This is a genomic window from Halorubrum sp. Hd13 (genome assembly GCF_002252755.1).
Classification (GTDB): Archaea; Halobacteriota; Halobacteria; order Halobacteriales; family Haloferacaceae; genus Halorubrum.
On sequence record NZ_NHOY01000025.1, the window covers coordinates 29,152 to 43,320 of the forward strand.

General features: G+C 65.8%; 12 protein-coding genes. 7 read left to right on the top strand and 5 right to left on the bottom strand.

All coding sequences use genetic code 11. The features are described 5' to 3' along the window. Positions 1-310: 310 nt before the first annotated feature. The 6 genes from DJ81_RS03510 (at position 311) to DJ81_RS03535 (ending at position 6,171) form a co-directional block, all read left to right on the top strand. Positions 311-1,465, top strand: a complete 1,155-nt coding sequence (locus tag DJ81_RS03510; RefSeq protein ID WP_170938233.1) for a glycoside hydrolase family 26 protein — start codon at positions 311-313, stop codon at positions 1,463-1,465. Between the two features lie 1,183 nt (positions 1,466-2,648). Next, entirely contained in the window at positions 2,649-2,942 is a 294-nt protein-coding gene (locus DJ81_RS03515) for a 50S ribosomal protein L21e (protein ID WP_094522205.1), read from the top strand. A 1-nt stretch (position 2,943) separates the two neighbouring features. After that, on the top strand, positions 2,944-3,300 hold the full coding sequence (locus DJ81_RS03520; RefSeq protein WP_094522204.1) for an RNA polymerase Rpb4 family protein: 357 nt from the start codon (positions 2,944-2,946) through the stop codon (positions 3,298-3,300). Positions 3,301-3,726: 426 nt separating this feature from the next. Then, on the top strand, positions 3,727-4,569 hold the full coding sequence (locus DJ81_RS03525; protein ID WP_094527228.1) for a translation initiation factor eIF-2B: 843 nt from the start codon (positions 3,727-3,729) through the stop codon (positions 4,567-4,569). A 145-nt stretch (positions 4,570-4,714) separates the two neighbouring features. Further along, positions 4,715-5,668 (top strand): hypothetical protein, encoded by a 954-nt coding sequence (locus tag DJ81_RS03530; protein WP_094588475.1) that lies wholly within the window; start codon positions 4,715-4,717, stop codon positions 5,666-5,668. A gap of 257 nt (positions 5,669-5,925) precedes the next feature. Next, complete coding sequence (locus DJ81_RS03535) at positions 5,926-6,171, top strand: HalOD1 output domain-containing protein (RefSeq protein WP_094522201.1); 246 nt, start codon at positions 5,926-5,928, stop codon at positions 6,169-6,171. Between the two features lie 31 nt (positions 6,172-6,202). Here DJ81_RS03535 and wecB read toward each other — a convergent pair whose 3' ends face one another. Together wecB and DJ81_RS03545 are read right to left on the bottom strand one after the other, a co-directional pair. Continuing rightward, positions 6,203-7,306, bottom strand: coding sequence for a non-hydrolyzing UDP-N-acetylglucosamine 2-epimerase (gene wecB / locus DJ81_RS03540; RefSeq protein ID WP_094558393.1), 1,104 nt, complete (start codon positions 7,304-7,306; stop codon positions 6,203-6,205). After that, entirely contained in the window at positions 7,303-8,409 is a 1,107-nt protein-coding gene (locus DJ81_RS03545) for a glycosyltransferase family 2 protein (protein WP_094522232.1), read from the bottom strand. The genes wecB and DJ81_RS03545 overlap by 4 nt, the downstream gene beginning before the upstream one ends. Positions 8,410-9,020: 611 nt before the next feature. On the opposite strand from DJ81_RS03545, the gene DJ81_RS03550 reads away from it, so the two are divergent. Beyond that, a complete protein-coding gene (locus tag DJ81_RS03550; RefSeq protein ID WP_094558392.1) occupies positions 9,021-9,533 on the top strand; it encodes a hypothetical protein in 513 nt (170 codons plus the stop codon). A gap of 14 nt (positions 9,534-9,547) precedes the next feature. Here DJ81_RS03550 and DJ81_RS03555 read toward each other — a convergent pair whose 3' ends face one another. The 3 genes from DJ81_RS03555 to DJ81_RS03565 all read right to left on the bottom strand — a co-directional run bounded on the left by DJ81_RS03555 (position 9,548) and on the right by DJ81_RS03565 (position 13,478). Next, complete coding sequence (locus tag DJ81_RS03555; RefSeq protein ID WP_249269061.1) at positions 9,548-9,994, bottom strand: hypothetical protein; 447 nt, start codon at positions 9,992-9,994, stop codon at positions 9,548-9,550. A gap of 494 nt (positions 9,995-10,488) precedes the next feature. Then, a complete protein-coding gene (gene glmS / locus DJ81_RS03560) occupies positions 10,489-12,300 on the bottom strand; it encodes a glutamine--fructose-6-phosphate transaminase (isomerizing) (protein WP_094588477.1) in 1,812 nt (603 codons plus the stop codon). Then, positions 12,300-13,478, bottom strand: coding sequence for a sugar phosphate nucleotidyltransferase (locus tag DJ81_RS03565; protein ID WP_094588479.1), 1,179 nt, complete (start codon positions 13,476-13,478; stop codon positions 12,300-12,302). Before DJ81_RS03565 ends, glmS begins: the two co-directional genes overlap by 1 nt. Between the last annotated feature and the right edge of the window lie 691 nt (positions 13,479-14,169).

The following is a 14,169-nucleotide window of genomic DNA, read 5'->3' on the forward strand; positions in this document are numbered from 1 at the left end:
AGGTACCCGGCATCCCTGGATTGATATATTCTGTCAGTTCCCACACTTTTCCGTCAGGCAGTACCCAGAGCAATCGGCCAGAAAGCTGCCTCGATATCTCAATCCCTCCTGAATCATCGTATCGCGCTATATTGTCCAACCGTTGAGTCATAGTGGCAATTCATTCATATCGATATTAGTAAAAGACTTGTTAATATTCCATATTTCACAAATCTTGAAGCGCAGAAAGTTAGTCTACTAATTCTGTCCGATTAGAGAGATTGTAACGAATACTGATTCGTCCCACCGGTGAGTTATGCAACGCCGTCGGGTGATCGCCCTCACTGGAGCAGCGGCAGCTGCAACGATCGGCGGGTACCAAACCGTTGCTTCGCTCTCTGAATCACCAGATAATACGTCGCCCGATCAAAACCAGTCAGATCACGGATCAGCAGATACCGACGACCTCGGACCTGAGGAATCGTACGAATCACGAGAGGGCGACATATTGACCGGCATCACGCCAGGGGTACTCGACCGTCCCGGACGCGAGGCTCTCGATACATGGCTCGGCATGGATCACGCCGTTGAGGTGAGCTTCGTCGATGTCGGGATGACCCACCGCGGAATTACCTATTACTTGGAGCAGACGCTTGATCAGATCTGGGAGCGACGGAGAGTTCCGATGGTGATGTTCCAACCCGCGATCGAGGAAGATGGCGAGACCTCCTCGGAGATCAACCGTCACATCGCTAATGGCGAACACGACGAGTTATTCGAAAGCTGGGCCGACAAATTTGCGGCATGGATCTATGCTGAGGAGTACCCGAGGCGGGCATACATCAACTTAGCTCCTGAGTTTAATGGCGACTGGAGCCCCTGGAGTCCAGCCGTTGGCGACACTGACGAGACTGATTTTGTGGAGATGTGGCGGCGCATCCACGATATATTCAGCGATACCGAACTTGACAGCGAACACATCCAATGGGTGTGGTCAATGGATACGTCTACGCGCGGCGTTGACGTCTCAGCATGTTACCCGGGAGGTGACTACGTCGATTGGGTCGGCATTCATGGCTACAATTGGGACGGGTGGGGGGGTTGGATGTCACCGGCAGAGCACTATGATGGTGTGCTCGAGACTGTCCGATCGATCACGGATCGGCCCATCGCATTCACCGAATTTTCCACCTCAGCGCAGGTTGAGGACGGGTTCGATCCCGAACGAAAGGCAGAGTGGATTTACGACGTGTACGCGTATTTTCTGGAGGAGAACGTTCGCATGGCATGCTGGTATAACGACGAACCTGATGTAGACTGGGCAATCTTCGGCGGCGAACACGGGGTAGAGACTGTCACTGTCGAGGGAATCGAGTATCGGGTGTATCCAGCATATCGAGAGGTTGTGAACGAATCGGGTATGCTCGGGGCGCACCCTTCGCATCCACAAATTCTGACTACCGAGGAATTTCAGGGAGAGTTTTGATCCCGACGACCAGAGTCCCACATGTATTTCGCGTAGTATAGGATTGATTAATGTTGGATCACCCACCAATGGTGATGCGCCCACGGTCGGTATCTAGGCAGGGATGGACCCGTAAGCGACGATCGCATTTATGAAACCCTGCTCGATGCCATTCATCTCCGACATATTAGTGGGTGCCTGGGTGCGTGATGTTTTCCATCAAGATGTTCTCGATTGCGATATCCCGAACCCAGAAATACGGGATAATGAAATCATCCGTCAGAACTACCCAGTTTAACTCGATTTCGGCGACGGGAATCTCTGAGAAAACAGCTGCCAGTGGATATTCACCGTCAGCCGCAGTAAACGTTGCTTCAATTGTATGAATAAGATACTAGCGACCGGTGAAAAGGTGTATCAGTTAAACCACCGTCGCCGACGTTTGTTCTCTACCGTACTCGGGGCAAGAGCCAAATCAATCCCGAAAATAACCTGCGTCGTCCTGTAACAGCCAAGTGCTGTATCTTGCCGGCATTCTTGATAAATCGTAGGTGATTCAACAGGCAATGGGTACGTGAGTCCCCTTTAATGAGCATTCGGCCCACCGCGTAATCGCGCTCAGACCCGTGCAACGTATGCGCTCTGTATGCAGCAATATCATCAAGAGCTTCGCTGGATCCGACAGAAACGCTGTGACCGACTCAGAGGGTGTAGTCAGCCGCTCACCGAGATCCAATGTCTCGGTGAGCAGGCGACTCACTCGGTCGAAACGGTCTACGCCTTCCTCAGTTCAGACGGTGTGTGTTCCCGGGAGCGAATCTGTGAATCACAACCCGCCGACGACAACCCCAACTCGGGCTTGTTTAGACGTGTGAGATCATGGCTGTGAGTGGCTGACGGCTTGTTCTACGTTTCTGAGGTGGGCTTTAGAACGACCTTTCTAAACTCTTCCCGCTTCAGTCACTCATCCTTCCGGGAGAAACGCCTCTACCCCGCGTCTAAACGGCCTGCGCGCTGTATTCAGCACCACCTCAACAAGCTCCCAGCGGCTAACGATTTCACGAGACCCGGAGCGCCGCCGTCAGCCTCTCGGGGGGTCGTCGCCGACGCGGAGGGCGGCCCGGCTCGCAGTGTGGTAGCCGCTCTCGGGCGAGGGCCGTAACGCACCATTTATACCTGCGGCAGCGGAACGTAGCCCAAGACCATGCCGAGTTCCAATGGGCCCCAGAAGGCGACCCGCGACAAGCTCTCGAACAAACCGCGCGACCGCGGCACGTCGCCGCCGCAGCGAGCCATCCAGGAGTTCGAGTCGGGCTCGCAGGTCCACCTCAAGATCGACCCCAGCGTGCAGGAGGGTCGCTTCCACCCGCGCTTCGACGGCCGGACCGGCACCGTCGTGGGCAAGCAGGGCGCCGCGTTCAAAGTCGAGATTTCGGACGGCGGGAAGACGAAGACGCTCATCGTCCGCGCCGCCCACATGAGCGCCCAGCAGAACTGAGATGACGATCTTCAAAGAGAAGGTCGACGAGGAGTACGTCACCGTCTCCGAGGCGAAGGAGGTCCTCGTGGACATCGAGGCGGAGCGCGCCCAGGACGAGGAACGCGACCTCCGCTACGAGCTCGCTCGCGCGATCGAGCACGTCAACCGGTTCGCCCGGCTCGACGCCGAGGAGTCCCGCGAGCTCGTCGAGGAGCTGACGGAACTGGAGCAGATCGACGTCCCCACCGCCGTGAAGATCGCCGACCTCCTCCCCGAAGACCGCACCGAGCTGCGCTCGGTGTTCGCCCAGGAGCGCTACTCGCTCGACGGCGACGAGCTCGACGACGTGCTCAACATCGTCGCGAAGTACGCCTGAGACGCGCGGAGCACGTCGTTTCGGATTCGGCCCCCTTCGATCGTCGGAACTTCTTCAAACCACCAGCCGCTCGCTTATAAGCAGTTGTCTGTGTTCCAACTGTGAACACTTCCAAAGTCCCAGCCGCGAGGCGCTTCGCGCCTCTGGCAGCCGGCGACGGAGCCGCCGGCGACTGCCCCTTTGAGTCCTCCCCGACCGCGACCGCACCCAGCCTCATACCTCCCCAGCCTAGTCGGCCGGCGCTTACGAGCGCCGGCCGACTCCCTCGCGCGTGCTCCTCGCGGGCCGGTGGCCCGCTCGCAGGCACGCGCCACCGCACTTGTCTGTGATGGAACACGCCGATCTCGTCGCCAGTCGGATCCGCTCGCTCGGATCGACCGACGAAACCCCGGAACCCCTTTGAACGGCCGCGACGACGGTATCTGTATGATCGACGAGACCGTCGCCGAGATCCGGGCGATGCGGACTCACAGCACGTCGGCGGTGGCCGTGAAGGCGACGCGCGCGCTCGCGGAACTGCTCGACCGCGAGTACGTGACGGTCGACGAGTTCGAGCGCGACCTCGAACACAACGCGGGCGTGCTTCGCCGGTCGAACCCCTCTCACGCCGCGCTTCACAACGCGATGCGCGACGTCGAGCGCTCCATCATCGGCGAGCCGACCAGCGTCGAGGACGCCAAACAGCTGCTGCAGGAGACCATCGACCGCGTCGCCGACGACATCGAGACGGCGAAGGGGGAGGCCGCCGCCAACGCGGCCGAACGCATCGAGGACGGCGACACGCTGTTGGTCCACGACTACTCGACGACGGTGCTGGAGTCCATCGAGAACGCCGCCCGCGACGGCGCGCACCTGACCGTCTACGTCACGGAGGCGCGCCCGCGCACGCTCGGCCGAAAGACGGCGCGCGTCCTCGCCGGGATGCCCCGCGTCGACGTCCACATGGTCGTCGACAGCGCGATGGGGTACGCCCTGCGCGACTGCGACCGCGTCCTCCTCGGGATCACCTGCATCACCGGCGGCACCTACTACAACCGGATCGGAACGTTCCCCGTGGTCGTCACCGCGCGCGAGCTCGAGGTGCCGGTGACCGCGGTCGGCTCGGGCGCGAAGACGATCGAGGAGTTCCGGTTCGAGAACGAGTTCCGCGACGCCGTCGAGGTGATGCGCGAACCCGTCGAGGACGTCGAGATCGAGAACCCGAGCTACGACGCCACCCCGATCGGGATGATCGACACCGTGATCACCGACGACGGCGTCGTCGAGTAGCCGGACCGTCCGCTTCTCGGGACCGCTTCCGACGCGCCTTCCCCCTCGTCAGGTGAGCCCGATCAGCAGCGGCGCGAGGGATCGTCTTCTTTCCGCCGTGAATCGGACGTAAGTGCTTTGTGTGTGCACCGTGTTAACGGATCCAATGAGCGTGTATTCGGGCTCCGCCAACGCCTTCCGGATCCCCAGCGCGGACCCGGCGGCGACGGGGGAGTGCACGACCCTCTCGTGTGAAATCGGCGCGGCGGCGACCGAGCCGACCGTCGTCGTCGGGGCGGTCGTCGTCGGGCTCGCGGCGTTCCTCGCGTTCGCGTACGTCCGCGAGGCGGCCGACGCCGGCCAGCACGAGCAGCGGCGCGTCCTCGCGGAGCGCGACGCGTTCGAGGAGTTCGCTGACCGCGTCTCCGCGCTCGATCCGGCGCCGACCGGATCGACGCCGTCGGGATTCGACGGACAGATGGCGGCGGTTCGCACGGTCGACCGCGCCGACGGTGACGTCAAACTCAGGCGCGTGCTGGCGGCGTACCGCGACACGGTGATGTCGGTGCCGCATTACAGGGAAGAGTACGACGAGACGGTCCCGGAGAGCCTCGCCGCGGAGCTGGGTCCCGACACGGCGACGGCGCTGGCGTCGAACGGCACCCTGTCCGAGGCGGCGCAGTCGGCGCTCGTCAGTCGGAGCCGACACGCGGCCGACGCGCGCTCCTCGCTCGCCGAGGCGATCGGCGAGGAGATCGAGGCGTTGCGGTCGTTCGAGAACGACCTCTCCTGCGTCGACCGCCGCCGCCGCCGGCTCCTCGAACACCTCGACGGGGTCTCCGGGGCCGGCACCGACGCGGCGATCGACGTCTGGAGGCGGCTCGAAGAGCTCGAACGCGAGTGCGACGGGATCGCCGCCGAGCGACAGGAGGCGCTCACGGACCCGCCCATGACGCCGGACTCCGCGGTCGATGTCGACGGGGAGCACGCCTTCTACGAGTACCTGTACGAGCCGACGGACGGGCCTCGCTACCCCGTGTTGGCGCAGGTCTCCGAGCTCGCGGAGCGGATACGCTCGGACCGGGACGGCGTCGCGAGCCGGCTGGCTGGCGGGCGGTAGGCCGGGCGGTCGGAACGGAGTGCGGGCAGACGGTTAGTCGGGCGAACCGAGAGCGGTGCTCCGGACGGGCGACGCTCCGAACGGGCGGCGCCCCAGATGGACGGCGCCCGCGACGGGGGCGACGCGGCCGACGTGCCCGTCCCGACGTTGCGCCACTGCTTGACGTGATACTACGTGTGTAGTGCACGCTCGATTGACATGCCATACACGTCGACACAACGGAGATGCCCCCGTAGCCGTTGCATACATCCACGCACATGACACCGGACATCGTCGACACCCTCTGCTGGAATATCGTTACGACCGTCGCGGACGAACGCGGTATCGAACCCGAACGGATCGACGACCGACTGTACGACGTCCTCGACGTCGAATCGCTCGCGCGCCTCGTCGAGCAGGCCCAACGCAGCGACTCGATGGACCTCTCCGTCTCCTTCCGGATGGCCGGCTGCTTCGTCACCGTGACCGGGGACCGAACCGTCCGGGCGAGCGCTCCGAGCTAACCCGCGACCGGAACCGAACGCCGGACCGCTCTCACCGGACTATCTCCCCGCGTTCCGCGTCCACGGGAAGCGCGCCGAGGACGCGCTCCGCGGCCCCGCCGGTCCCGTAGGGGTTCTCCCACTCGCCGTCCGACTCGAGCGCCTCGGTCACCGAACGGCAGACGCCGTCGGGATCGCGCGCACCGAGCCGATTCGCGCCAACCTCCGTCGTCTCCGACCGCTCGGTGGCGTTCTGCACGGTCACGCACGGGGTCCCGAGGATACACGCCTCCTCCTGCACGCAACTCGAGTCCGTGACGACGGCCGCGGACGCCGACAGGAGCCGCACGAACGCGGCGTATCGCCGCGGCTCGACGGTCCGAACCGGGGCGGGTCCGTCGGGGACGACCTCCCCTGAGCGCTCGCGAGCACGCGGACGAACCGGACGGACGACCTCCAAGCCGTGGGCGCTCCCGGCACGGGCGGCGCCGTCGAGAACCGCACGGAAGCGCCCCGGATCGTCGGCGTTCCCCCGCCGGCGGACGTCGACGAGAAGGAACCCGCCCGCTCGGAGCCCGAACTCGTCGAGCACCTCGCGCTCCGGGCGCGAGCGGTCGCGGACGCGTTCGAGGGCGTCGACCGCCGTGCTCCCGGTGACGGTGATCCGCAGCTCCGTGACGCCCTCGCGGACGAGATACCACCGGGCCTTCTCCGTCGTGGCGAACAGGTAATCGGCGACGTGATCCGCGATCACTCTGTTCGTCTCCGCCGGCGCCGACCGGTCGAAGCTCCGGAGCCCGGCCTCGACGTGGGCGACCTTCGGACGCATCTTGCTCGCGGCGACCGCGCCGGCCAGGGCGCTGTTCGTGTCCCCGTGCACGACCGCGACCGCCGGGTCGGTCTCCGCGAGCGCCCGCTCGATCGCGGCCAGCATCGTCCCGGTCTGTCTCCCGTGCGGGCCCGAGCCGACGTCGAGCGCGATATCGGGGCTCGGGACGTCGAACCCGTCGAACACCGACCGTTCGAGCGTCTCGGCTCCGTGCTCTCCCGTGTGTATCACCGCGTGGTCAACGCCGCGTCGTTCGCACGCCCGGATCACGGGCGCGAGCCTGACCGCCTCGGACTCGGTGCCGAGCACGAACGCGACCTCCGTCATCGCCCGTCGGCCTCCGTGCCGTCGCCGGTCGTTCCGCCGTCGTGAGCCACGTCCAGTCCTCGGTCCTCGTTGGCGGCCCCGAAGCGACCGCTCCCGTCGATCCCGACCGAGCCGATGTCGTGAACCAGTCCCTCGTTTTCCGAGACGTCGAGCCACGTCCCGAATAACACCAACAGGAGCCCGAGGGTCGCGACGACGAACGACACCATTCCGCCGAGGAACGTGTCGACGCCGGCGCTCCACACGGAGTAGCCGCCGGCGGTGACGCCGGCGAGCAGCACGACCGCACCCAGCGAGTAGCACGCCGCCAGCGGATGGAACCGCCGGAGGACGTACGACCGGCCGATCCGGGTGAGGAAGTTCCGCGCGATCAGCGCCGAGAGGCGCGGGACGAACGTCGAGTATTGGATCGTGCTCCGCTCGTCGCCGTACCGCGCCGGGTGAGAGACGTCGGCGATCGGCTGCCGGTTCACGTTTAGCGCGAACAGGAGGTCGTTGAGGAAGCCGTACCGGTCGTACAGTCGGTCGAAGCGGACGATCTGGAGTCCCTCGTTTGAGATCGCCGTGAACCCGTTCTGCGGGTCGGACAGCTCCCAGTAGCCGCTCGAAACGCGCGTCAGCATGGTGAGCAGGAGGTTCCCGAACAGCCGCCAGCGCGACATCGAGGCGAAATCGCGGCTGGACCGGAGCCGGTTCCCCTTCGCGTACGTCACCTCGCCGGCCGCGACCGGCTCGATGAGCCGCTCGAGGTGTGCGGGGTCCATCTGACCGTCGCCGTCCATGACGGCGACCACGTCCATTCCGTCGTCGAGCGCGCGAGCGTAGCCCGTCTTCACCGCCGCGCCGGCCCCGCGATTCCGCTCGTGTCTGATCGGCACCACCCGGGTCTCCTCCCCGGTTCCGCCCGTCCCGTTTTGAGTCGCCGCCCGTTCGTTCCGGCGCCTTGCGTGTTCGCGTATCTCCTCCCACGTCTCGTCGGTCGACGCGTCGTCGATCGCGTAGATCCGGTCGACGTAGCGGGGGATCGTCTCGATCACCTCGCCGACGTGACCGCCCTCGTTGTACGCCGGGACGACGACCCCGACGGCGTTGCCGTCGTACATCGTCACTCTCGCCCCTCGACGCGGTCCGCGTATCGGTCCGCTCCGTGTCGGGGGGGCAGAGTCCGTCGGTTCCGCTTCGTTCGAAGCGTGCTAGTTGTCATTATCGGAGGCTTCGTATCGGTCCCCGGGTCGAGTCCGCGCTCGGATCCTCCCGGCGGCGCATACCACGACAAGACGCTGACACGGGCTTTGTTATACACTGCCTCACCCACCGGTATCGCTCGAATTCTCCCACGATTCCGGTGCGGAGCCGCCCGCCGCGGCCCTCGCCGTCGACCGATCGTCGTTCGCCGCGTTTCCGTCGTCTTCGTCCGTTTCCCGGACGATCACCCGCTGCGCGTGACGTGTCGATCCGCGATCGTTTCGGGACCGACGCTCGGCTCTGATCGCCTCGCTTCAGTCATCCGCTCGCGTCGATCCGGGGGACCGCTCGGAGTCGGGGGCCCGCTTCGCTCGTCGCCGTCTCGGCATAGAAGCGGGCAATCAGGCAGAGAATAGCGCCGATATGGGGGTGATAACAAACTAAGTATGGGTTGATCGGGTACCCATTCAGCCAAGCCAATCGCAGGAACCCTGTCCGTCGTCCGCGCGCGAAGCGGAGTTTTGAACCCATGGAGGAAATCACGAAAGACGAGGTGTTCGAGGTGTTGAGTAGTTCGCGGCGACGGCTGATCCTGTACCATCTCCACCGGCGCGGCGGCGAGGCGGTGCTGCGGGACCTCGCGAGCGACACGGCCGAGGCCGAGAGCGAGGACGAGGTCGACGACGACATCGTCAAGCGGTTCTACATCTCGCTGTACCAGACGCACGTTCCGAAGCTCGAGGAGGTCGGCCTGGTCAGGTACGACAGCGACACGAAGACGGTGTCGCTGACGGACCGGATCGAAGAGGTCGAAGCGATCCTGGAGACCGAGTCGGAGCCCGGCAGACGATGGCCGGTGTACTACGGAGCGCTCGCGATCGTCGGCAGCGCGCTCGCCGTCGTCCAGTTGGTAGGGATCGCCCCGCCGGTGACGAGCGTCGCGTTCGCCGCGGCGCTGCTGTTGCTCGCGGCGTTCCAGTACTACGAAACGGAAGTCAAACAGCGGGAGTACCACTTCCTCGCGCAGCTCGTCAGCGACTGAGCCCGCGCTCGCGGTCAGCCCGCGTACTGCAGGGCGACGATCGCGAGGATGCCGACGACGCTGAGCAGCGTCCACGTCGCGGCGGGCACCGCGGCGAGCGGGCCGAGACCGACGGCGCCCGCCGTGACGAGGACGGTGACGCAGCCCGCAACGGCGGGGACCGCCCACGTCCGCTCCGTCTCCTCCGCGTCCTCCCGGTCGTCCTCGTCGAGGTCCATGTACTCCAACAGCTGCGCGACGGACGCCTGCAGCTCGATCGTCCCGCGGTTCTTGTCGTAGTCGATCACCCCGAGCGAGTCCATCTTCGGGAGGTGACACTGGTAGAGCCCGATGTAGACGCGCTTCCGCTGGTCCGAGGAGAGCTGCCGGACGGTGGTGTCGTTCTCCTCCGCAGCGATGTGCTCGGCGAGGTCGTTTAGCACCGACTCGCCGTCGTTCTCCCGTAGGAAATGGATAACCATCCGTCGCCGCCGGTTCTTCAACAGGTCGAATATTTCACCCTTGGTTAACTCCGCGCCGTCCGAGCGCGACGTCTTTCCGATGTCGTCGAGGTTAGCGACGTCCGCCTCCGACGAATCGCGTTCTGTTCCCCCCGTCGGTTGGCTGCCGAGTGACCCTGATTTTCCCGCTGACATCGACCAACGTTACGCGTACACCTATCTTAGATATACGGAAATTAATTCTCGATGACCTTACTCGTCGGCGTTATCTCGATATGAGAACGTCGACCGCGACTCGGATCGAATCCGGGTCCTACTGACGTTTCCCCCGATTAAACCCGTTAACAACGCGTTAATACGCCGGTTGGCGGACCAAACCCCGTCGCTCGTGAGCGCGCGTCCGACCCTCGCGGGTCCGGCCGAGGGTCCGCCGCGTGCGGACCGCGCGTTTCGGCCCGTGGACGGACCGCGCGTCGGCCCTCGCGGACGGACCGCGCGCTCGCCCGGCCACCGCCTCACTCGACCGTGACGCTCTTCGCGAGGTTCCGCGGCTTGTCGATGGCGCGCGAGAGCTCCTCGGCCGCCATGTACGACACCAACTGGAGCTGGACGTTCGCGAGGATACCGGCGACGTCCTGGTGCGTGTCCGGGATCCGAAGCACGTGGTCCGCGTAGTCGTCGATCTTCGCGTTGCTGTCGGCGCTCACGGCGATGATGGGCGCGTCGCGCGCGCTCACTTCCTTGGCGTTGTGCAGCGTCTTGGTGTCGTTCCGTCCCGTGAAGACGGCGAACACCGGCGTGTTCTCGGTGACGAGCGCGAGGGGACCGTGTTTGAGCTCGGCGGCCGAGAACCCCTCCGCGTGGTCGTACGTGATCTCCTTGAACTTCAGCGCGCCCTCGAGCGCCACCGGATGCGCGACTCCCCTCCCGATGAAGAAGTACGACTCGGCGTCCCGGTACGCGGCGGCGACGGACTCCGCGTCCGGCTCGTCGAGGATCTGCTGGACGTCGTCCGGCAGCGCCGCGAGCGAGCTGAGCAGCTCGCTCGACTCGCGCGGGCTCGCGCCGTTCGTGTCGTAGCTCAGCCGCTCGCTGAGCAGGATCAGCGTCGCCACCTGCGAGGAGAACGACTTCGTCGCGGCCACGCCGATCTCCGGGCCCGCGCGGATGTACACGGTGTGCTCGCACTCGCGCGTGATCGTGGACCCGACCACGTTCGTCAGGGCGAGCGTGCGGGCGCCCGTCCCCTGGATGCTCCGTATCGCCGAGAGCGTGTCGGCGGTCTCGCCGCTCTGCGTGACGGCGATGACCAGCGTGCTGTCGTCGACCGGCGGCGGGTTCGAGCCGTACTCCCCCGACAGGAACGCCTGCGCCGGCATCCCGCGGTCCGCGAGCAGCGTCGTCGCGTACACCGCCGCGTGGTACGAGGTGCCCATGGCGACGAGGTGCACCGACTCGACCCCGTCGAACGCGTCGTCCGGGAGCTCTTCGAACTCGACGTGCCCCTCGAGCGGGTCCATGCGGCCCCGAATCGTCTGTCGCAGCGCGGCCGGCTGCTCGTGGATCTCCTTCAGCATGTAGTGGTCGTACCCGCCCTTCCCGGCGTCGTTGGGGTCCCAGTCGACCGTCTCGAACGAGCGCTCCACGGGCTCCCCGTCCGTGTCGGTGATCGCGTGCCCGTCCGGGTGTATCGCGACCACGTCGCCGTCGCGGAGGTAGACCACCTCGTTGGTGTACTCGAGGAACGCGGGCACGTCGCTCGCGAGGTAGTACGCGTCGGACGCGCGGCCGAGCACGAGCGGCGACCCGCTTCGCGTGCCGAACACGGTGTCCGAGCCCTCGAACACCGCGGCGATGGCGTAGCTTCCCGAGAGGCGATCGATCGTCCGTCTGAACGCCTCCTCCGGGCCGTAGCCGGCCGAGCGGAACTCCTCTAAGAGGTGCGGGACGACCTCGGTGTCGGTGTCGCTCGTGAACTCGTGGGTGGACAACTCCTTCTTCAGTTCGGCGTAGTTGTCGATGATCCCGTTGTGGACGACCGCGACCCGATCGAGGCAGTCGGTGTGGGGGTGCGCGTTCGCGTCGGTCGGCGGCCCGTGCGTGGACCACCGGGTGTGTCCGATCCCCGTCGCTCCGCGGACGGCCGACCGGTCGACGGCGTTGCAGAGGACGTCCATCTCGCCCTCGTGTTTCACCACGTCGATCCCGTCGGCCGTCACGGTGGCGACCCCCGCGGAGTCGTAGCCGCGGTACTCCAGGTTCTGGAGCCCGGTGAGGAGCTCCGCGATCGCGGGCCCCTCGCCGACGCGGGCGGTGATTCCGCACATTACGCCACCACCTCCGCGTTCTCGGGGACGTCGCGACGGAGCGCGATACCCGGCGCGACCGTCCCGCGCGGCCCGATCCGACAGCCCGGGGTGATCGTGACGTTGGCGCCGACGGTGGCGCGGTCCGCGACGACGCCCCCGAGCCGACGGTCCACGTACTCGACCCCGTCGACGACGAGCGTGGCCGAGCGCCCCGGCGATACCGTCCCGTCGCCGATAGTCGCGCCGCCGCCGACGATGGTGTCTCGGAGCAGCGCGTTCGCGCCGACGCGGGAGTCGGGCCCGACGATCGACCCCTCGATCACCGCGTTCTCGCCGACGATCGTACTGGAGAGGAGACAGGTGCCGCCCTTCACGACGGCGCCGGCCGACACCTTGCAGTCCGGTCCGATCAGCACGTTCTCGCCGACGACGGCCGACTCGTGGACCCGCGCCGACTCCTTCACCTGTTCGGTGACGCCGGCGAGCGTCGGATGGGCGTAGAGGATCCGCTCGTTCGTTCGGAGGAGCTCCCACGGGTAGGAGGGGTCGAACCAGACGCCGTTCGGGGTCGCGGCGATCGCGGGACCGTCCAGCTCGGCGATCGCGCCGGTCAGCGGACGTTCTCCGTCCTCGTACTCCGTCCGGTCGAGCGCGTCGAACACCGATTGGTCGAACGCGTACACGCCGGCGTTGATCCGCGCCGACGCGCCGTCGCCGTGCTCGTCGATCCGATCGACGACCCCGTCTTTCACGCCCACCGTGCCGTACTCGCCGGTTCGGTCGGACGTGACGACCGCGAGGCAGGCGGCGGCGTCCGACTCCGCGTACCGGTCGGCGGTGACCCGCACCATCGTCTCGTCGATGACGTTGTCTCCGTTCACCACGAGGAACTCCCCGTCGACGCGGTCGGCCGCGGCCTCCAGCGCGTGCCCGCTCCCCAGCTGCGTCGACTGCGTGACGTAGGTGAGGTCGACCCCGCGGTAGGAGTTCTCGAACCGGTTCTGGATCCGGTTCCGCCCGTGGCCGACCACGATGACGACGTGGTCGACGCCGCTGTCGACCACGGCGTCGAGCGGGTACTCCAGTATCGGCCGCCCGGCGACCCGGAGCATCGGCTTCGGCTGGTAGCGAGTGAGCGGCCTGACGCGCCGCCCCTCCCCGGCCGCGAGGACGACCGCCTGGGTGAGGGCACTCATCGCTTCACTCCTGCGGCGCGTGCCGGTGCCCGACGAACGGGGCCGCCGGCGCGACGGACAACGCCGCTGACGCACACGTCTGACTGCGCTTTCGCCCCGTGGAGGACGTCTCTATCCATGCCCACCCTTGTCACACGGGCGACCATTGTAATGCGGAACCTTTCGCGACCGAACGCGCGGGACGACGGGACTCGGGAACGTCGACTGACCGTTATGACCGTCCTACCGCGGCCGCCGTCTCGAACCCCTCTCGGCGACGGAACGGTCGTCATCGCGTGGTCCCGGCGACGACGGCGACGCGGTGTCGACGGCGTACGCCTCGTACGACGAGGCCGCAGTGTCGGCGGGCCCCGCGTCACCGTCACGGAAGGCGAAAGTCGTCGGCGTCGGTCGAGACGATCGACCGCCCGCCGTCGGCAACTCCGCGAACCGAACGCCGGCCGTCGGTCGGTGCGATCCGGCGCGATCGGTTCGCGACCGGTCAGGCGCGTTCGCAGGACTGAGTATCCGGGGTTCGGATCGGTAAACGTCGTAATCGGGGTTCGGATCGGTAAACGTCGTAATCGGGGTTCGGATCGGTACACCGCCGATCCGAGAGCCGCCGGAAATCCGTTGCGGACGGCCGCTCGCTCACGAAATCGAATTATCTCACTGTTACCTTCGAGTTAGTCGGAAAAAGAACATATTAATT